Annotated in this window: 18 protein-coding genes; 13 read left to right on the top strand and 5 right to left on the bottom strand. The window is 57.9% G+C overall.

Features of this window, described 5'->3' with window-relative positions; genetic code table 11:
- The first annotated feature begins 1 nt into the window (after position 1).
- From dusC to ACMGG5_RS21950, 3 genes are all read left to right on the top strand, one after another.
- Positions 2–934 (top strand): tRNA dihydrouridine(16) synthase DusC, encoded by a 933-nt coding sequence (gene dusC, locus ACMGG5_RS21960; RefSeq protein ID WP_090419533.1) that lies wholly within the window; start codon positions 2–4, stop codon positions 932–934.
- Between the two features lie 128 nt (positions 935–1,062).
- Complete coding sequence (mdtQ, locus tag ACMGG5_RS21955) at positions 1,063–2,481, top strand: multidrug resistance outer membrane protein MdtQ (protein WP_420278510.1); 1,419 nt, start codon at positions 1,063–1,065, stop codon at positions 2,479–2,481.
- 50 nt (positions 2,482–2,531) lie between these two features.
- Complete coding sequence (locus tag ACMGG5_RS21950) at positions 2,532–3,296, top strand: SDR family oxidoreductase (protein WP_024908156.1); 765 nt, start codon at positions 2,532–2,534, stop codon at positions 3,294–3,296.
- Positions 3,297–3,378: 82 nt separating this feature from the next.
- Here the strand turns inward: ACMGG5_RS21950 and ACMGG5_RS21945 are convergent, their stop codons facing one another.
- The gene (locus tag ACMGG5_RS21945) at positions 3,379–3,951 is read right to left on the bottom strand and encodes a DedA family protein (protein ID WP_032646544.1); all 573 of its coding nucleotides are present in this window, start codon (positions 3,949–3,951) and stop codon (positions 3,379–3,381) included.
- A gap of 157 nt (positions 3,952–4,108) precedes the next feature.
- Between ACMGG5_RS21945 and ACMGG5_RS21940 the strand changes: the two genes are divergently transcribed.
- Positions 4,109–4,696 carry a Yip1 family protein gene (locus ACMGG5_RS21940; RefSeq protein ID WP_023312454.1) on the top strand — a complete coding sequence of 196 codons (588 nt, stop codon included), beginning with the start codon at positions 4,109–4,111 and terminating at the stop codon, positions 4,694–4,696.
- A gap of 167 nt (positions 4,697–4,863) precedes the next feature.
- On the top strand, positions 4,864–5,787 hold the full coding sequence (gene pbpG / locus ACMGG5_RS21935) for a D-alanyl-D-alanine endopeptidase (RefSeq protein WP_024908154.1): 924 nt from the start codon (positions 4,864–4,866) through the stop codon (positions 5,785–5,787).
- Positions 5,788–5,881: 94 nt separating this feature from the next.
- Here pbpG and ACMGG5_RS21930 read toward each other — a convergent pair whose 3' ends face one another.
- Both ACMGG5_RS21930 and dld read right to left on the bottom strand, forming a co-directional pair.
- Positions 5,882–6,436, bottom strand: coding sequence for a GNAT family N-acetyltransferase (locus ACMGG5_RS21930; RefSeq protein WP_024908153.1), 555 nt, complete (start codon positions 6,434–6,436; stop codon positions 5,882–5,884).
- A gap of 112 nt (positions 6,437–6,548) precedes the next feature.
- The gene (dld, locus tag ACMGG5_RS21925) at positions 6,549–8,297 is read right to left on the bottom strand and encodes a D-lactate dehydrogenase (protein WP_024908152.1); all 1,749 of its coding nucleotides are present in this window, start codon (positions 8,295–8,297) and stop codon (positions 6,549–6,551) included.
- Between the two features lie 189 nt (positions 8,298–8,486).
- Here dld and bglX point away from each other — a divergent pair, with 189 nt between their 5' ends.
- The 5 genes from bglX to ACMGG5_RS21900 all read left to right on the top strand — a co-directional run bounded on the left by bglX (position 8,487) and on the right by ACMGG5_RS21900 (position 14,684).
- Positions 8,487–10,784: a beta-glucosidase BglX gene (gene bglX, locus ACMGG5_RS21920; RefSeq protein WP_024908151.1), complete on the top strand. Its 2,298-nt coding sequence runs from the start codon at positions 8,487–8,489 to the stop codon at positions 10,782–10,784.
- Between the two features lie 148 nt (positions 10,785–10,932).
- A complete protein-coding gene (osmF, locus tag ACMGG5_RS21915; RefSeq protein WP_267216905.1) occupies positions 10,933–11,850 on the top strand; it encodes an ABC transporter substrate-binding protein in 918 nt (305 codons plus the stop codon).
- A gap of 12 nt (positions 11,851–11,862) precedes the next feature.
- Entirely contained in the window at positions 11,863–13,020 is a 1,158-nt protein-coding gene (locus tag ACMGG5_RS21910; protein ID WP_208763086.1) for an ABC transporter permease, read from the top strand.
- The gene (locus ACMGG5_RS21905; RefSeq protein ID WP_032646538.1) at positions 13,013–13,963 is read left to right on the top strand and encodes an ABC transporter ATP-binding protein; all 951 of its coding nucleotides are present in this window, start codon (positions 13,013–13,015) and stop codon (positions 13,961–13,963) included. Before ACMGG5_RS21910 ends, ACMGG5_RS21905 begins: the two co-directional genes overlap by 8 nt.
- On the top strand, positions 13,947–14,684 hold the full coding sequence (locus ACMGG5_RS21900; RefSeq protein ID WP_061714768.1) for an ABC transporter permease: 738 nt from the start codon (positions 13,947–13,949) through the stop codon (positions 14,682–14,684). Before ACMGG5_RS21905 ends, ACMGG5_RS21900 begins: the two co-directional genes overlap by 17 nt.
- Here the strand turns inward: ACMGG5_RS21900 and ACMGG5_RS21895 are convergent.
- Both ACMGG5_RS21895 and mlrA read right to left on the bottom strand, forming a co-directional pair.
- Positions 14,659–14,772: a protein YohO gene (locus tag ACMGG5_RS21895; protein WP_008500895.1), complete on the bottom strand. Its 114-nt coding sequence runs from the start codon at positions 14,770–14,772 to the stop codon at positions 14,659–14,661. The two genes, ACMGG5_RS21900 and ACMGG5_RS21895, sit on opposite strands and share 26 nt — an antisense overlap.
- A 69-nt stretch (positions 14,773–14,841) precedes the next feature.
- Complete coding sequence (gene mlrA / locus ACMGG5_RS21890) at positions 14,842–15,582, bottom strand: HTH-type transcriptional regulator MlrA (protein ID WP_024908146.1); 741 nt, start codon at positions 15,580–15,582, stop codon at positions 14,842–14,844.
- 217 nt (positions 15,583–15,799) lie between these two features.
- Here mlrA and ACMGG5_RS21885 point away from each other — a divergent pair, with 217 nt between their 5' ends.
- Genes ACMGG5_RS21885 through ACMGG5_RS21875 form a run of 3 tightly spaced genes read left to right on the top strand, consistent with a single transcriptional unit; the run spans position 15,800 to position 18,715 of the window.
- Complete coding sequence (locus ACMGG5_RS21885; protein ID WP_048992500.1) at positions 15,800–17,485, top strand: sensor histidine kinase; 1,686 nt, start codon at positions 15,800–15,802, stop codon at positions 17,483–17,485.
- Positions 17,479–18,198 carry a two-component system response regulator BtsR gene (btsR, locus tag ACMGG5_RS21880; protein ID WP_420278509.1) on the top strand — a complete coding sequence of 240 codons (720 nt, stop codon included), beginning with the start codon at positions 17,479–17,481 and terminating at the stop codon, positions 18,196–18,198. Before ACMGG5_RS21885 ends, btsR begins: the two co-directional genes overlap by 7 nt.
- Positions 18,199–18,244: 46 nt before the next feature.
- Positions 18,245–18,715: a DUF1456 family protein gene (locus ACMGG5_RS21875; RefSeq protein WP_023617627.1), complete on the top strand. Its 471-nt coding sequence runs from the start codon at positions 18,245–18,247 to the stop codon at positions 18,713–18,715.
- Positions 18,716–18,717: the final 2 nt, after the last annotated feature.

Below are 18,717 nucleotides of genomic sequence, written 5' to 3'. Positions count from 1 at the left end.
TATGCGTGTTTTACTGGCCCCAATGGAAGGCGTGCTCGACTCCCTCGTGCGCGAGCTTCTGACCGAGGTGAACGATTACGATCTCTGCGTGACGGAGTTTCTGCGCGTGGTCGATATGCTGTTGCCGGTAAAATCCTTCTTCCGACTGTGTCCCGAGCTGCACAACCAGAGCCGAACCTCTTCCGGCACGCTGGTGCGTATTCAGCTGCTCGGCCAGTATCCGGAATGGCTGGCGGAAAACGCCGCCCGCGCGGTTGAGCTGGGCTCTTACGGGGTGGATCTCAACTGCGGCTGCCCGTCGAAGCTGGTCAACGGCAGCGGCGGCGGGGCGACCTTGCTGAAAGATCCTGAGCTGATTTACCGCGGCGCGAAAGCCATGCGCGAGGCCGTGCCTTCGCATTTGCCGGTGACGGTTAAGGTGCGCCTTGGGTGGGACAGCGACGCGCGGCAGTTTGAAATCGCCGATGCGGTGCAGCAGGCCGGGGCCACCGAGCTGGTGGTGCATGGCCGTACCAAAGAAGATGGCTACAAAGCCGATCGCATTAACTGGCAGGCGATCGGTGAGATCCGCAAACGCCTCACCATTCCGGTGATCGCCAACGGCGAAATCTGGGACTACGAGAGCGCGCAGGCCTGTCTGCATGCCACCGGCTGCGATGCGGTCATGATTGGCCGCGGCGCACTGAATGTGCCGAACCTCAGCCGGGTGGTGAAATATAACGAACCGCGTATGCCCTGGGCAGACGTCGTCACGCTGCTGCAAAAATACAGTCGTCTGGAAAAGCAGGGGGACACCGGTTTGTATCACGTCGCGCGAATTAAGCAGTGGCTGAGTTATTTACGTAAAGAGTACGATGAAGCGCTGGGGTTATTTCAGGAGATTCGTACATTACAGACGTCCTCTGATATTGCACGGGTTATTCAGTCAAAGTAATTTATTCATTTGGTGAATAATTTTCTGATTATGTAAATGTATAACAATTTACGGATTGCCACGCATTACTAAAAAAATAAATAGTATCAAGCGTATTTTTCGCCTTTATTTTTTGAGTATATGGCGTAATGAAACGTTCTCTTATTTTATCTCTGAGTGTCCCCTTTGCATTAATTCTGGCAGCCTGCGCACCTGAACATGCCACCGTCTCTCCGCTAAATACACAACCGGCCGCCAAGTCTGTGAATACCTCATTGCATTATACCGACTGGCCGAAAAATGCGTGGTGGAAGGCGTATAACGATCCCCAGCTTAACGGGCTTATTGCAAAAGCATTAAGCGATGCGCCGGATATGCAGATTGCCCGTCAGCGGATTACGCTTGCCGAAGCTCAGGCCAAAGCGGCTATGGCTGCCGACGGTCCGCAAATTGATTTTTCCGCCGATGCTGAACGCCAGAAAATGTCCGCCGAAGGGCTGATGGGGCCCTTTGCCATTACCGACCCGGCGGCAGGGACCACCGGGCCGTGGTACACCAACGGCACCTTTGGCCTGACCGCAGGCTGGGATCTCGATCTGTGGGGTAAAAATCGCGCGCAGGTCGAAGCCCGGATTGGCAAAGTGAATGCGCAAAAAGCGGAGCTGGAGCAGACCCGTCAGCTGCTGGCCAGCAGCGTGGCGCGGCTCTACTGGGAGTGGCAAACTCAGGCCGCCGCGGGGGAGGTTCTCGCGCAGATCAAACATGAGCAGGACAATATTATCGGTGCCGATCGCGAGTTGTATCAGCACGGCATCACCTCCTCCGTGGAGGGTGTCGAAACGGATATCAACGCCAGCAAAACCGAAGAGCAGCTGGCCGAGGTCAACGGGAAGATGAAAGCCATAGAGGCGCGTCTGGTCGCGCTGACGAACTCCTCCTCCGTGAAGCTAACGCGGCACGCCTTGCCGACGGTGGAAGCCTCGTTACCGTCGACGCTCGGATATGAACTGCTGGCACGCCGTCCGGATCTTCAGGAGGCGCACTGGTATATCGAAGCCTCCATGAGCGAGGTAGAGGCCGCCAGAGCGGCGTTCTATCCTGACGTGAACCTGATGGCGTTCTTACAGCAGGATGCCCTCCACCTGAGCGATCTGTTCCGTTCATCCGCGCAGCAGATGGGCGTCACCGCCGGGCTGACGCTGCCGATTTTTGACAGCGGCAGGCTGAACGCCAGCCTGGATATCGCCCAGGCGCAGAACAACCTTTCGGTAGCCAACTACAACAAAGCGGTGGTGGAGGCCGTCAATCAGGTGGCACGCACCGCCAGCGAAGTCGAAACGCTAATGGCGAAGAACAGCCATCAGCAGCATGTTGAAAAAGATGCGGCACGGGTTGTGGCGCTGGCACAGGCGCGTTTCAGCGCGGGGATAATTGCGGGCTCCCGTGTCAGTGAAGCCAGAATACCGGCCCTCAAAGAGCACCTCGAAGGCGTGCTGCTGAAGGGGCAATATGTCGACGCTACCCTGCAGCTGACCTCGGCGCTGGGCGGTGGCTATCATCATGGCTAAAAAAGGCCATTATCTATACTTACCTCTTTGCAGTTTTTCAGGAGGTGAGTATGACCAGAGTAGCGATTGTTACCGCATCGGATTCCGGGATTGGGAAAACCACGGCCCTGATGCTGGCTGAGCGCGGGTTTGATATTGGCGTCACCTGGCACTCGGATGAGAAAGGGGCGCTGGAAACCTGCCGCGAAGTCGAAGCGCAGGGGCAGCGCGCGGAGGCTATCCATCTTGATTTAAGCACGCTGCCGGAAGGCGCTGAGGCTATTGAAACGCTGATTGCGCGTTTTGGTCGGCTGGACGTGCTGGTCAATAATGCAGGGGCGATGACCAAAGCGCCGTTCCTCGAGATGCCGTTTGACGACTGGCGGAACATTTTCACCGTCGACGTGGACGGCGCGTTTCTCTGTTCACAAATTGCCGCAAGGCAGATGGTGAAGCAGGGGAAAGGGGGACGGATTGTAAACATCACTTCGGTGCATGAGCACACGCCGCTTCCGGAGGCCAGCGCCTATACTGCGGCGAAACACGCGCTCGGCGGGTTAACCAAATCCATGGCGATGGAGCTGGTTAAGCACAATATTCTGGTGAACGCCGTCGCGCCGGGTGCCATTGCCACGCCGATGAATGACATGGACGACAGCGAAGTGAAGGACGGTTCAATGCCGGAAATCCCGCTGGCAAGGCCGGGCCATACCAAAGAGATTGCCAGCCTGGTCGCGTGGCTGTGCGACAGCGACGCCAGCTACACGACGGGGCAATCGTTTATCGTCGACGGGGGCTTTATGCTGGCGAACCCGCAGTTTAAGCCGGAGGGGTAGGTTCCCCTCTCCCTGTGAGAGAGGGTGTTTTTAGTTCCCTCTCCCTGTGGGAGAGGGTTAGGGTGAGGGCATCAGGCCGCACTCACTCCTCATCCCGCCTCTTTTCCCGTTGCTTCAGCCACAGTCGAACCCCAATCACCGCCACGACCACCAGAATCAGCCACGCCCAGTGCTTGAGGTGCTGGTCGAGATTATGCAGCCAGGGCGCAATCACTTCGCCCCCCACATAACCGAGCGTCGTAAAGATCAGCGCCCAGGCAATCGCACCCACAATATTGAGCGGCAGGAAAATTTTTGGTGGCAGATGGCTGGCACCAATGAGTATCGGCCCGATAATGCGAAAGCCATACATAAAGCGCGTGCCAATGACGAACAGATAGGGGTGGCGTTGAATGAGCCGCTGAGCGCGGCGAATTTTCTTCTGATGCTTTGTGAAACGCTTAAGCAGCGTTGGCCCGAAGCGCAGCCCGAGAAAGTAGAGCAGCTGATCGCCAATCATCCCCCCCAGCGCAACCGCGGCGACGACCAGCGGGAATTTCAGCAATCCCTGATGCGCGGCGACGCCGCCTAACAGGGTGATGGTTTCGCCTTCTGCCACGCTACCGATGACCAGCGCGGCATAGCCATATTGTTCAATGAGTGCGTTAATATCCATTACGTAACTGTTATCTCCCTCTGCGTACCTCGTTTAATCATATACCCCATGAATCAACAGCGGGGAAATCAACGGAAATTTCCCACTGTACATAAAATAATCTAAAGCCTGCATTATACTTAAGGTATCGCTGACGGGCCGACAACAAGGGGGCGCTATGAACCATGTCTGGGGACTTTTCTCCCATCCCGATCGTGAAATGCATGTCATTAAAAGTGAGAACGAAACGGTCTCGCATCATTACACGCACCACGTGCTGCTGATGGCTGCGGTGCCGGTAATATGCGCTTTTATCGGAACGACACAAATCGGCTGGAACTTCGGTGATGGCACCGTGGTTCAGCTTTCCTGGTTTACCGGACTCTATCTGGCCATCGTCTTTTATGGTCTGATGCTGGCGGGTGTGGCGGTCATGGGGCGAGTCATTCACTGGATGGCGCGTAACTACCCGCAACGTCCATCGCTGGCGCACTGTATGGTCTTTGCCGGATATGTCGCGACCCCGCTGTTCTTAAGCGGTATTGTTGCGCTCTATCCACTGGTCTGGCTGTGCGCGCTGATCGGTACCATTGCCCTCTTTTACACCGGGTATCTGCTGTATCTGGGGGTTCCAACCTTCCTGAATATCAATAAAGAAGAAGGCCTGAGTTTTTCCAGTTCAACACTCGCTATCGGGGTGCTGGTGCTGGAGGCGCTACTGGCGCTGACGGTGATCCTTTGGGGTTATGGATACCGTCTCTTCTGAGTTCACTGCATTGCTGGCGTAAATGCCAGCAATGCAGCATCTGTTCACGATTATCCTCTGGCGACAACGCCCGCTGACGGCTATGATGCCGAAGCCAGCCTGTGTTTATCCGTTGATACAGGCGGTGTACGTCATGACGTGCGTGAATAATTATCAGAAGTCTCACCATGCTGAAATTCCGAGTCTCTTTACTTAGCCTGGCGCTGTTGCTGGGTGCGTCCGCTGCCGTGCCGGCCGTCGCCAAAACGCCCGCGGTGACCGCTGCCGCTGCCCAACCGCAAATTGCTTCAGGCAGCGCGATGATTGTCGATCTCAACACCAATAAGGTGATCTACGCCAGCCATCCGGACCTGGTGCGCCCGATCGCCTCGATTACCAAATTAATGACCGCGATGGTGGTGCTTGATGCCCATCTGCCGCTGGACGAAAAGCTGAAAGTGGATATCAGCCACACGCCGGAGATGAAAGGGATCTACTCCCGCGTGCGGCTGAACAGTGAAATCAGCCGTAAAAATATGCTGCTGCTGGCGCTGATGTCGTCTGAAAACCGCGCGGCGGCGAGCCTGGCGCACCATTATCCGGGCGGCTACGACGCGTTTATCCGCGCAATGAACGCCAAAGCCAAATCGCTGGGGATGAACAATACGCATTATGTTGAACCGACGGGTCTGTCGATCAGCAACGTCTCCACGGCCCGCGATCTGACGAAACTGCTGATTGCCAGCAAACAGTACCCGCTGATTGGTCAGCTCAGTACCACCCGTGAAGAGATGGCGACCTTTGCGAACCCGGCCTATACGCTGCCGTTCCGCAATACTAACCATCTGGTTTACCGTGATAACTGGAATATTCAGTTAACAAAAACCGGTTTTACCAATGCGGCAGGGCACTGTCTGGTGATGCGCACGGTGTTTAACGGTAAGCCGGTGGCGCTGGTGGTGATGGATGCCTTCGGCAAATACACGCACTTTGCGGATGCGAGCCGCCTGCGTACCTGGATTGAAACAGGAAAAGTGCAGCCCGTTCCGGCCGCCGCATTGACGTATAAAAAGCAGAAAGCGGAGCAGATGGCGACGGCGCAGAACGACTGATGCGCCTCTGCGCGCTGATGCCCTCGCCCCGACCCTCTCCCACAGGGAGAGGGAGAAAACACTAAAAACGGTAACCCAGGTTACCGTTTTGCTTTTATTCCGGCAGCGTCCAGTCACCATCGTTGAGCGGGCGCTGCATAATCACCGTATCCCGCCAGTCGCCTTTCTTATAGCCTACGCTGCGCAGCTGACCGACAATCACGAAGCCGTGCTTTTTATGCAGGCGTAACGAACCGGCATTATTATTGCCATCTCCCACCACGGCAATCATCTGCCGCCACGGACCTTGTTCGCAGCGTTCAATTAGCGCAGACATTAACGCCGTGCCAAAACCGCGCCCGGTGATGCTGGCATCCACGTAAATCGACTCTTCCAGGGTATAGCGGTAGGCGTGTCGCGGACGGTAAGGCGTGGCGTAGCAGTAGCCCACCACGATGCCGCGATACAGCGCGATAAGCCACGGTAAACCATTCTCAGCCACGCTTTTCATTCGATGACGCATTTCGTCGATAGTGGGGGGGACTTCTTCAAATGACGCGCGCCCGTGAAGCACATGCCAGGCATAGATCGCGGCGATGGCATGCACATCATCGGGAAGGGCATCGCGCACTTCCAGTTCGGTCTCGGATAAAACATCAATAGCCGACATGATGAGCCTGCTCCTCGTTATAGAAAGCCGGAGAAACGTTTCTCCGGCGTCAGACAGTTACTCTATTACGATTAAGGAGCGCTTAACAATCTCTCAAATTTGGCTGTAGGAATTAATCAGACGCTTGCGTTATGCGCTGCTCCGCGTCCGCGCTTTCTTTCCAGTATTTCTTCCGCGTTGTTTTACCGATGCCGGGATTCATGCTGTTTGTAGGGTCATTCTCGCGATAAAACTGCTTAAGTGCGTCGGGGGCTTTATAAAGATGTCCGACGTTATGTTCCGCAGGATATTGTGCGCCACGTTCACGCAGAAGGGCGAGCATCTGCTCCTTCAGTTCGTGTGCATCGACCCCTTTTTTGACGATGTAATCCTGATGGAAGACATAACACATAAAGTGGCCGTAATAGAGCTTATGCACCAGCTTGCTGTCGATTTCCGGCGGCAGGTGTTCAAACCACTCGGTATCGTTACGCCGCAGAGCGATATCCAGCGCCAGAATATCTTCCACCTCTTCGGAATGCACCGCCTGGTAACGGATGGCGGCACCCGCAGCAGCGAAGCGGTGCAGGAAGGCTTTGCTGCCTTCTTCCGGCGTGCATGCAAAGAAATCACCCTCAGCGGTTTTGAAAAATTCAGTCAGCCAGGACTGCGCTTCGGCGATCCCGTCTCCGGCCATTTTCAGCAGCAGGTGGTGTTCGTACCTGTCGCGCCAGGTTTTCATTCGCTCCGGTAAATGCGCCGGGAAAACGTTGCCCAGCTTCTGCATAAAGCGGTCGGTGAAGTGGGGTTTGAACAGCGACACTTTCTCCAGCATCGCGTCGGTGCGGCCCTTCATGGTGAAGAAGAACGGCATTTTGTCGGTGCCCAGCTTGTCGATCATCAGGAACGTGTCTTTGCCGTAACGCTCGGCGATGTCGTAAATGTCCCGGTGCATGTACTCGCCCGCCACCGGCAGGTGGGTGAATTCACCCAGAATATGACGGCGGATCTCGGTCAGAACCTCAGGCTGATTGGTACCAATGTAAAATACCTGCTGCTTTTTTTCTGCCGGGAAGGTATCCAGGCGCACGGCAAAAACGGCAAGCTTCCCGGCGCAGCCGGAGGATTCAAACAGGCGGTCCGGGTCGGCGTTGTAGCGCGCCGGTGTATCGGCGTCGATATCCCGCACGCGGGTCACGTAGTCGTGATCGTGCGCGTGGCGGCCGTCGTGCTGCACGTCTTCGTCCTTCACGCGATCGTCGTCGAGCTTGCTGAGGATCTGTTCCGGCGTCACGCCGAGATCGATCCCCAGATGGTTGACCAGCGTCAGCTTGCCGTTTTCGTCAATACGGGCAAACAGCGACATCTCGGTATAGGCCGGGCCGCGCTGCACCAGCGAGCCGCCGGAGTTGTTGCAGATCCCACCGACCACCGAGGCGCCAATACAGGAGGAGCCAATCACCGAGTGCGGCTCACGACCCAGCGGCTTAAGCGCTTTTTCCAGGGAATAGAGCGTGGTGCCGGGGAACGCGAGCACCTGCTCGCCTTTGTCCAGCAGGTGCAGCTTGTCGAGGCGCAGGGTGCTGATAATCACGATGTCGCGATCGTAATCGTTGCCGTTCGGCGTGGAGCCTTCGGTCAGGCCGGTATTGGCGGCCTGCATTAAAATGATCTTGTCGGCGGCGACGCAGGCGCTCAGCACGCGCCACAGCTCCAGCAGCGTGCCGGGGAAGACAACCGCCAGCGCCTCGCCCTGGCCGGAGCGGAAACCCTTACGGTAGCGGGCGGTTTTGGCCGGGTCGGTAAGCAGGTGAGAGGAGCCAACCAGGCGCGACAGTTCGTTAATAAAAGCCGTGTTATCGTTTGTTCGAACAGAAGACATCTTCCACTCCTTGTGGTGGGGCAAATTTCTCGCTGTAAAGCATAGCGCGATTAACTGTTAAGCGGTCGAGTATTCACGAGAAAAATCAGAGAATAACCCTGCAACGTTCTGAGGGTTTGTGGCACACTGCGCTTTTCGCACGGTATGGCCGAGATCGTCCGGCGGTTATTGATGAGAGAGTAAAACGACATGAAATGGCTATGTTCTGTAGGTGTCGCCGTCAGCCTGGCGCTGCAACCTGCGCTGGCAGAGGATTTGTTTGGCAATCACCCGCTCACGCCTGAAGCACGGGATGCGTTTGTCACGGAATTGCTCAAGAAAATGACGGTCGATGAGAAAATCGGCCAGCTGCGCCTTATCAGCGTCGGCCCGGATAACCCGAAAGAGGCCATCCGGGCGATGATCAAAGACGGTCAGGTAGGGGCCATCTTTAATACCGTCACCCGCCAGGATATCCGCAAGATGCAGGACCAGGTGATGGATCTCAGCCGCCTGAAAATTCCGCTGTTCTTTGCCTATGACGTGGTGCACGGCCAGCGTACCGTCTTCCCGATTAGCCTCGGCTTAGCGTCTTCCTTTAACCTCGACGCGGTGAAAACCGTCGGGCGCGTGTCGGCTTATGAAGCGGCGGACGACGGCCTGAACATGACCTGGGCACCTATGGTGGACGTCTCGCGCGATCCGCGCTGGGGCCGCGGCTCGGAAGGCTTTGGTGAAGATACGTATTTAACCTCCACGATGGGCAAAACCATGGTGGAAGCGATGCAGGGCAAAAGCCCGGCGGACCGCTACTCGGTGATGACCAGCGTCAAACACTTCGCAGCCTATGGCGCAGTGGAAGGCGGTAAAGAGTACAACACCGTCGACATGAGCCCGCAGCGCCTGTTTAACGACTATATGCCGCCGTACAAGGCAGGGCTGGATGCGGGCAGCGGCGCGGTGATGGTGGCGCTGAACTCCCTGAACGGCACGCCGGCGACGTCCGATTCCTGGCTGCTGAAAGACGTTCTGCGCGACCAGTGGGGCTTTAAAGGCATCACCGTTTCTGACCACGGCGCGATTAAAGAGCTGATCAAGCACGGTACCGCCTCCGATCCGGAAGACGCGGTGCGCGTGGCGCTCAAGTCCGGCATCAACATGAGCATGAGCGATGAGTATTACAGCAAATACCTGCCGGGGCTGGTGAAGAGCGGCAAGGTAACGATGGCGGAGCTGGACGATGCCGCGCGCCACGTGCTGAACGTGAAATACGACATGGGGCTGTTTAACGATCCGTACAGCCACCTGGGCCCGAAAGAGTCTGACCCGGCAGATACCAACGCCGAAAGCCGTCTGCACCGCAAAGAAGCGCGTGACGTGGCGCGCGAAAGCCTGGTGCTGCTGAAAAACCGCCTCGACACGCTGCCGCTGAAAAAATCTGGCACCATTGCCGTGGTGGGCCCGCTGGCCGACAGCAAGCGCGACGTGATGGGCAGTTGGTCTGCCGCAGGCGTGGCTGACCAGTCGGTGACCGTGCTGACCGGTATCAAGAGTGCCGTCGGTGATAACGCCAAAGTGGTCTACGCCAAAGGGGCGAACGTCACCAACGATAAAGACATCGTCACTTTCCTCAACCAGTACGAGGAAGCGGTCAAGGTCGATCCGCGCACGCCGAAGGAGATGATTGACGAGGCGGTGAACGCCGCGAAGCAGTCTGACGTCGTTGTCGCGGTCGTGGGGGAAGCGCAGGGTATGGCGCACGAAGCCTCCAGCCGGACCGATATCACCATTCCGCAGAGCCAGCGCGATCTGATCGCCGCCCTGAAAGCCACCGGCAAGCCGCTGGTGCTGGTGCTGATGAACGGTCGTCCGCTGGCGCTGGTGAAAGAAGACCAGCAGGCTGACGCCATTCTGGAAACCTGGTTCGCCGGTACCGAAGGCGGTAACGCCATCGCCGACGTTCTGTTTGGCGATTACAACCCGTCGGGCAAGTTGCCGATGTCCTTCCCGCGCTCCGTCGGGCAAATCCCGGTCTACTACAGCCACCTGAACACCGGTCGCCCGTACAACGCCGACAAGCCGAACAAGTACACGTCTCGTTACTTCGACGAAGCTAACGGCCCGCTGTATCCGTTTGGTTACGGCCTGAGCTACACCACCTTCAAGGTCTCTGACGTGAAAATGTCAGCGCCTACGATGAAGCGTGACGGCAAAGTCACCGCTAGCGTTGAGGTGACCAACACCGGCAAGCGCGAAGGGGCAACGGTGATTCAGATGTACGTTCAGGATGTCACCGCGTCGATGAGCCGTCCCGTGAAGCAGCTGCGCGGCTTTGAGAAGGTCAACCTGAAGCCTGGCGAAACCCAAACTATCAGCTTCCCGATCGACGTGGATGCGCTGAAGTTCTGGAACCAGCAGATGAAATATGACGCGGAACCGGGCAAGTTTAACGTCTTTATCGGCGTGGACTCCGCCCGCGTGAATAAAGGCGAGTTCGAACTGCTGTAACCTGTCCCTCCTTTGCCTCCCCCCGTCCTGCGGGGGAGGCGTCTTACCTTATGCTAAAAAGGCATTTTGACGGTTAATTCTGCCGTTTTAAGCTACGCTTTTCTCTCAAGCCTCTGAAAAAGGCAGCAAAATAAATGAGGATAGTAGAATGACGATTGCAAAGGGGATGTTGGGATCTGTGGTGCTGCTGGCGGCGCTAAGTCTGCCGCTACAGGCGGCGGAGCCGGTAAAGGTGGGCTCAAAGATCGATACCGAAGGGGCGCTGCTCGGCAATATTATTTTGCAGGTGCTGGACAGCCACGGCGTGAAAACCGTCAATAAAGTTCAGCTCGGCACTACGCCCGTCGTGCGCGGTGCGATCACCTCCGGCGAGCTGGATATCTACCCGGAATACACCGGCAACGGCGCGTTCTTCTTCAAACAAGAAAACGATCCGGCATGGAAAAACGCTAACGCCGGGTATGAGAAAGTCAAAAAACTCGACGCGGAACAGAACAAACTGGTCTGGCTGACCCCGGCTCCCGCCAATAACACCTGGACTATCGCCGTGCGCAAGGACGTGGCGGAGAAAGGCAAGTTAACCTCGCTTGCGGATCTCAGCCGCTACCTGAAAGAGAAGGGCGATTTCAAGCTCGCGGCCTCTGCGGAGTTTATCGAGCGTCCCGACGCGCTGCCCGCGTTTGAAAAAGCCTACGACTTCAAGCTCGACCAGGCGCAGCTGCTCTCTCTGGCGGGCGGGGATACTGCGGTGACCATCAAAGCGGCGGCGCAGCAAACCTCTGGCGTTAACGCGGCCATGGCCTACGGTACCGACGGTCCGGTGGCGGCGCTCGGCCTGCAAACCCTGACCGATCCTAAAGGCGTACAGCCGATTTACGCCCCGACCCCGGTCGTGCGTGAGGCGGTGCTGAAAGCCTATCCGGAGATTGCCGACTGGCTCAAACCGGTCTTCGAAAAACTGGATGAAAAAACGCTGCAACAGCTGAATGCCAGCATTGCCGTCGAGGGGCTGGATGCCAAAAAAGTGGCCGCCGACTTCCTGAAACAACAAGGGCTTGTGAAGTAACGGGAAAGGGCTGTGCCAATAAAATGTCATAACCGCGTCCTGCTGCTGCTGGCCTGCGTGGCCATCGCGGCGGTCGCGCTGCCGTTTGTCAACGTAGCCCCAAACCGTCTGATGTCGGGGGAGGGCAAAGCGCTCTGGCAGGTCTGGTCTTTCACGCCGGGGTGGCTGGCGGCGGCGCTGGCCGCGTGGGTTGCGCTATCGTTCTGGCAAGGGCGCACGGCGCAGTGGCTGACGCTGCTCCTCGCTGAAGGGCTGTTTATCATTCTGTTCTGGAGTGGCGGGCTGGCGGCGACGCACATGGCGTCGGCAGAAAGTCCGCTGGCGAGAACCACGGTGGGTAGCGGCCTCTGGCTGTGGCTGGCGCTCTGTCTGCTGGTCAGCAGCGATGCCATTCGTCGACTCATCTCCAGCGCCGTCTGGCGCTGGGTGCTCAACGCGCAGATATGGTGCATTCCCTTGTTCCTGCTGTTCAGCGGGGAACTGAACAATCTCTCGCTGTTAAAAGAGTACGCCAACCGCCAGGAGGTGTTTGACGATGCCCTGGCGCAACACCTGACGATCCTCTTCGGCACGCTCTTTCCGGCGCTGCTGCTCGGGATCCCCCTGGGCATGTGGTGCTATCGCCATCCTTCACGTCAGGGCGGTGTCTTTGCCGTGCTCAACGTGATCCAAACCATTCCTTCCGTTGCGCTGTTTGGCCTGCTGATTGCGCCGCTGGCCGGGCTGGTGAAGTCATTTCCGGTGCTGGGGACGCTCGGCATAGCCGGAACGGGGTTAACGCCCGCCCTTATCGCTCTGGTGCTGTACGCCCTGCTGCCGCTGGTGCGCGGCGTGGTCGCGGGCCTGGGCCAGGTCGCACCTGACGTGCTGGAAAGCGCCCATGCGATGGGCATGAGCGCGCGGCAGTGTTTCTGGAAAATTCAGCTCCCGCTGGCGCTGCCCCTGCTGCTGCGCAGCCTGCGGGTGGTAACGGTACAGACCGTCGGCATGGCGGTGATTGCGGCGCTGATTGGTGCGGGCGGCTTTGGCGCCCTGGTGTTCCAGGGGCTGCTAAGCAGTGCGCTCGATCTGGTGTTATTGGGCGTGGTTCCGACGATTGCGCTGGCGGTTGTCGTCGACGCGCTGTTTGCCTTATGGCTCGCGCTGCTCAGGAGAAGAGCCAATGATTGAATTTCACGATGTCAGTAAAACGTTTGCCGGTCGCCCGGCGGCGAGCCACCTGAACCTGAACTTTGCCGAGGGGGCGTTTTCCGTGCTGATTGGCACCTCAGGCTCGGGAAAATCCACCACCCTGAAGATGATCAACCGTCTGGTTGAGCACGACAGCGGGCTGATCCGCTTTGCCGGAGAAGAGATCCGCAGCCTGCCGGTGCTGGAGCTGCGCCGTCGGATGGGCTATGCCATTCAGTCTATCGGCCTGTTTCCACACTGGACGGTGGCGCAGAACATCGCCACCGTGCTGCAGCTGGAAAAATGGTCGCGGGCAAAAATTGCCGATCGGGTGGATGAGCTGATGTCTTTGCTGGGGCTCGAGCCCGCGCTGCGCGACCGCTATCCGCACCAGCTTTCCGGAGGCCAGCAGCAGCGCGTGGGCGTGGCGCGCGCGCTGGCGGCCAACCCGCAGGTGCTGCTGATGGATGAACCCTTTGGCGCGCTGGATCCGGTCACGCGCGGGGCGCTGCAGGCGGAGATGACCCGTATTCACCGCATTCTCGGACGCACGATCGTACTCGTGACGCACGATATTGATGAAGCCCTGCGCCTGGCCGACCATCTGGTGCTGATGGATCATGGCGAAGTGGTGCAGCAGGGCTCGCCGCTTGAGCTGTTAACCTGGCCGAAGAACGACTTTGTGCGCGAGTTTTTTGGCCGCAGCGAGCTGGGCGTGAGGCTGCTCTCCCTGCGGACGGTCAGCGACTATATGCGTCGGGAGGAGACATCGCTAAGCGGCGAACCGCTGCAGGCGCAGATGAGCCTGCGGGATGCCCTGTCCGCGTTTGTCGCGCGCCAGTGCGAGGTATTGCCCGTCTCGGACGCTCGCGGGACGCCGTGCGGAACCTTACATTTTCGCGATCTGCTGGCCGGGGAGGTGACGCGTGAAGGCACTGCGTGATCCGCTCCTCTGGCTGGTAGCGCTCTTTGTCGCCTTGCTGTTTCTGATGCCTCACAGCGCGGCGCTGTTTAACGCCCTTTTTCCCGGGCTGCCGCGGCCGGTCTATCAGCAGGAGAGCTTTATTAATCTCGCCCTGGCGCATCTCTGGCTGGTGGCGCTCTCAAGCGCCATCGCGGTTGTGCTGGGGGTAGGGGCAGGCATCGCGGTCACGCGGCCTGCGGGCCGTGAGTTTCGTCCGCTGGTAGAGACGATAGCGGCCATTGGACAGACGTTTCCGCCGGTGGCGGTGCTTGCGATAGCGGTTCCGGTGATGGGCTTTGGCCAGCAGCCTGCCATTATTGCGCTGATTTTATACGGCGTACTGCCGGTTCTGCAGGGCACGCTGGCGGGCCTCGCGGCGGTACCGGCGTCGGTGCTGAGCGTGGCTGAAGGGATGGGGATGAGTCGCGGCCAGCGGCTGCGCAAGGTTGAACTGCCGCTTGCGGCACCGGTTATCATTGCCGGGATCCGCACGTCGGTCATCATTAACATCGGGACGGCGACCATTGCGTCTACGGTTGGTGCCAATACGCTGGGAACGCCGATTATTATCGGCCTGAGCGGGTTTAATACGGCTTATATAGTGCAGGGAGCGGTGCTGGTCGCGCTGGCGGCAATCGTCGTCGATCGCCTTTTTGAGCGGCTCGCGCTATACCTCAGCCGACACCGCCGCGAACAATAAACGAGTATCCTGCCAGCATCACGCCGCCGATACCGCTTACGGCCATCAGGACAAAAAGGGTAATAATGGCCAGTTTGGTTGCCTTCATCATGTGCTCCTGTTGTTAACGGAACAATTATACGGTGAAGCGCAGCTGTTAATGAACCATAAAATGCCGTTATGGCTCATCCGGGCCAAGGGAATAAACCGGGTAACCATTCTCACGCCATTCCGTCAGCAGCTGTTGCTGCGTGGCGGACGGTACTTCACCACACCAGACCAGCAGGGTCTGGCCCTCAAAAAACTCAGGCTTAAGCTGCGCCAGCGAATGCGCCAGGACATCCACGCGCCAGCCCTTCTGGGTGGCAATCCACGCTTCCAGCCACAGGCGGGTGGTATCGTGCACGTTCCAGCCGACCACCAACGCATCTTTTCCGGCTTTGTTCTTTGCCGAGGCAAGGCAGACGGCGATGTAGTTGATCAGCACCCCGTCGAGCATGCTGAGCAGCGCCTGCAGGGTGGACTGCTGACACTGCAGGCGTCGACGGAGCGGAATGAAAAGATGGTTGATCAGCGTCTGTGCCGGATAATCGCGGCCTTGCTCTTTTATCCATGCGCGCAGGCGCTGAAGGTTGCCCGCCTGCAGGAGTCGCAGCAGGGTTTCCTGCTGTTCGCGCCAGAGGTGCTGCGTGTCCGGGTCGTCGTGGCTCAGCAGGGACTTCACCTTGCCGACCTGCACCCCGTTGTCGATCCAGCTTTTAATTTCGCGAATGCGGTCGATATCGGCTTCATTGAAAAGGCGATGCCCACCGTCGGTCCTCTGCGGTTTGAGTAATCCATACCGTCGCTGCCACGCCCGTAGGGTAACGGGATTGATATCACAAAGGAGTGCCACTTCACCTATTGTGTAAAGCGCCATATTCGCCCCCTGGCTTACGCGTCCCCAGCTTAACTGTAGACTCACTTTGGCGAACCAGGAAAGATTGATTGATTTTTGAACAAACAATGCGAAGCATGCGCGATATTCAGAAAAAGGTGTGATAACGGACACGATTTTGCGCTTTTTTGGAATGCTTCAAAGAAAGTAAACCCGCATCAGTGTATGTTACGCGTTTTTAGCGTGTGCGGTTTTGAGTATGTACGAGTTTAATCTGGTGCTGCTGTTGCTTCAGCAGATGTGCGTGTTTCTTGTCATTGCCTGGCTGATGAGCAAAACGCGCCTGTTTATCCCGCTGATGCAGGTCACCGTACGTCTGCCGCATAAGCTGCTCTGCTACGTCACCTTCTCTATTTTCTGCATCATGGGGACTTATTTTGGTCTCCATATCGAAGACTCTATTGCCAATACGCGCGCTATCGGCGCGGTGATGGGCGGGCTGCTGGGCGGTCCCGTCGTCGGTGGCCTTGTCGGTTTAACCGGGGGGCTGCATCGCTATTCCATGGGCGGGATGACGGCGCTCAGCTGCATGATCTCCACGATCGTGGAAGGTCTGCTCGGCGGGCTCGTGCACAGCTACATGATCAAACGCGGCCGCCCGGATAAAGTCTTTAGCCCGCTCACCGCCGGTGCCATTACCTTTGTAGCCGAAATGGCGCAGATGGCGATCATTCTGCTCATTGCCCGTCCGTTTGAGGATGCGCTGCACCTGGTCGGCAGTATTGCCGCCCCGATGATGGTAACCAACACCGTGGGTGCGGCGCTGTTTATGCGCATTCTGCTCGACAAGCGCGCCATGTTTGAGAAGTACACCTCGGCCTTTTCCGCGACGGCGCTGAAGGTCGCCGCCTCGACCGAAGGGATCCTGCGCCAGGGGTTCAACGAAGAGAACAGCATGAAGGTCGCGCAGGTGCTCTACAAGGAGCTGGATATCGGCGCGGTGGCTATCACCGACCGCGAGCGGCTGCTGGCCTTTACCGGCACCGGGGACGATCACCATCTGCCGGGGAAACCCATCTCCTCAGCCTACACGCTGCGCGCCATTGAAACCGGTGAGGTGGTGTACGCCGACGGTAACGAGGTGCCTTATCGCTGTTCGCTGCATCCGCAGTGCAAGCTGGGCTCCACGCTGGTGATTCCGCTGCGCGGCGAGAATCAGCGGGTGATGGGCACCATCAAGCTGTATGAGGCGAAAAACCGTCTGTTCAGCTCGATCAACCGCACGCTGGGGGAGGGGATCGCCCAGCTGCTGTCCGCGCAAATTCTGGCCGGGCAGTATGAACGGCAGAAAGCGCTGCTGACGCAGTCCGAAATTAAGCTGCTGCATGCCCAGGTCAATCCGCATTTCCTGTTCAACGCCCTCAACACGCTCAAAGCGGTGATCCGCCGCGACAGCGATCAGGCCGCGCAGCTGGTGCAGTTTCTGTCGACCTTTTTCCGCAAGAACCTGAAACGGCCGTCTGAGATCGTGACCCTCGCCGATGAGATTGAGCACGTGAATGCCTATCTGCAGATTGAACAGGCGCGTTTCCAGTCGCGTCTTCAGGTGTCGCTCTCTGTTCCTGATGAGCTGGCGTATCAGCATCTCCCGGCCTTTACCCTGCAGCCGATTGTGGAAAACGCCATTAAGCACGGCACGTCGCAGCTGCTGGGAACGGGGGAGATAACCATTGCCGCCAGCCGTTTCAACCATCACCTGGTGCTGGATATTGAAGATAATGCCGGGCTTTATCAGCCTTCCGCCTCCGGCGGTTTAGGGATGAGCCTGGTGGATAAACGCCTGCGCGCCCATTTTGGCGATGACTGTGGCATTACCGTCGCCTGCGAGCCCGACCGATTTACCCGTATTACCGTACGACTGCCGCTGGAGGAAAACGCATGTTAAGAGTGCTGATTGTGGATGACGAGCCGCTGGCACGGGAAAACCTGCGCGTTCTGCTGCAGGAGCAGCCGGATATTGAGATTGTGGGGGAGTGCGCGAACGCCATTGAGGCCATCGGCGCGGTGCACAAACTGCGCCCGGACGTGCTGTTCCTCGATATTCAGATGCCCCGCATCAGCGGGCTGGAGATGGTCGGCATGCTCGACCCGGAACATCGCCCCTACATCGTATTTCTGACGGCGTTTGATGAATATGCCGTTAAGGCCTTTGAGGAGCATGCGTTTGACTACTTACTCAAGCCGATTGAAGAGAAGCGGCTGGAAAAAACGCTCACCCGTTTACGTCAGGAGCGCACCGTACAGGACGTCACGCTGCTGCCGGAAAACCAGCAGCCGCTGAAGTTCATCCCCTGCACCGGGCACAGCCGGATTTATCTTCTGCAGATGGATGATGTGGCCTTTGTCAGCAGCCGTCTGAGCGGGGTGTTTGTCACCAACGCGGAAGGGAACGAAGGGTTTACCGAGCTGACCCTGCGCACGCTGGAGAGCCGCACGCCGCTTATCCGCTGCCATCGCCAGTATCTGGTGAACATGGCGCACCTGAAGGAGATCCGCCTGGAAGATAACGGCCAGGCCGAGCTGGTGCTGCGTGCCGGACAAACGGTACCCGTCAGCCGTCGCTACCTGAAGAGTTTGAAAGAGGCGATTGGGCTGTAAAGCTGGTACACTGCGCGCCATTGCATCATCGACATTCGAAGGCTCTATGCTAAGTAACGATATTCTTCGTAGCCTGCGCTACACCCTGAAAGCGAACAATAACGACATGGTGCGCATTCTTGCGCTGTCCGACATGGAATCCACGTCTGCGAGTTTTGACACGTGGATGACTAAAGAAGACGAAGAGGGATTTGTCCGCTGCCCTGATATCATTCTGTCGGGTTTCCTGAACGGCCTGATTTACGATAAGCGTGGCAAAGATCCGGCCGCGCCAGAGCTGGCGCTGGAGCGTCGCGTGAACAACAACACGGTGCTGAAAAAGCTGCGCATCGCGTTCTCGCTGAAAACGGACGATATCGTGGCGATCATGACCGAGCAAAAATTCCGCGTATCCGTGCCGGAAGTCACCGCCATGATGCGCGCGCCGGATCATAAAAACTACCGCGAGTGCGGCGATCAGTTTCTGCGTAATTTCCTGCGTGGTCTGACCCACCGGGTGCATCACCCGAAAGTGTGATT

The organism is Enterobacter sp. BNK-34 (assembly GCF_048684445.1).
In the GTDB taxonomy this organism is placed as follows: domain Bacteria; phylum Pseudomonadota; class Gammaproteobacteria; order Enterobacterales; family Enterobacteriaceae; genus Enterobacter; species Enterobacter pseudoroggenkampii.
The sequence above is the reverse complement of the archived record's forward strand: the minus strand, read 5'-3'. Positions and strand labels throughout refer to the sequence as shown.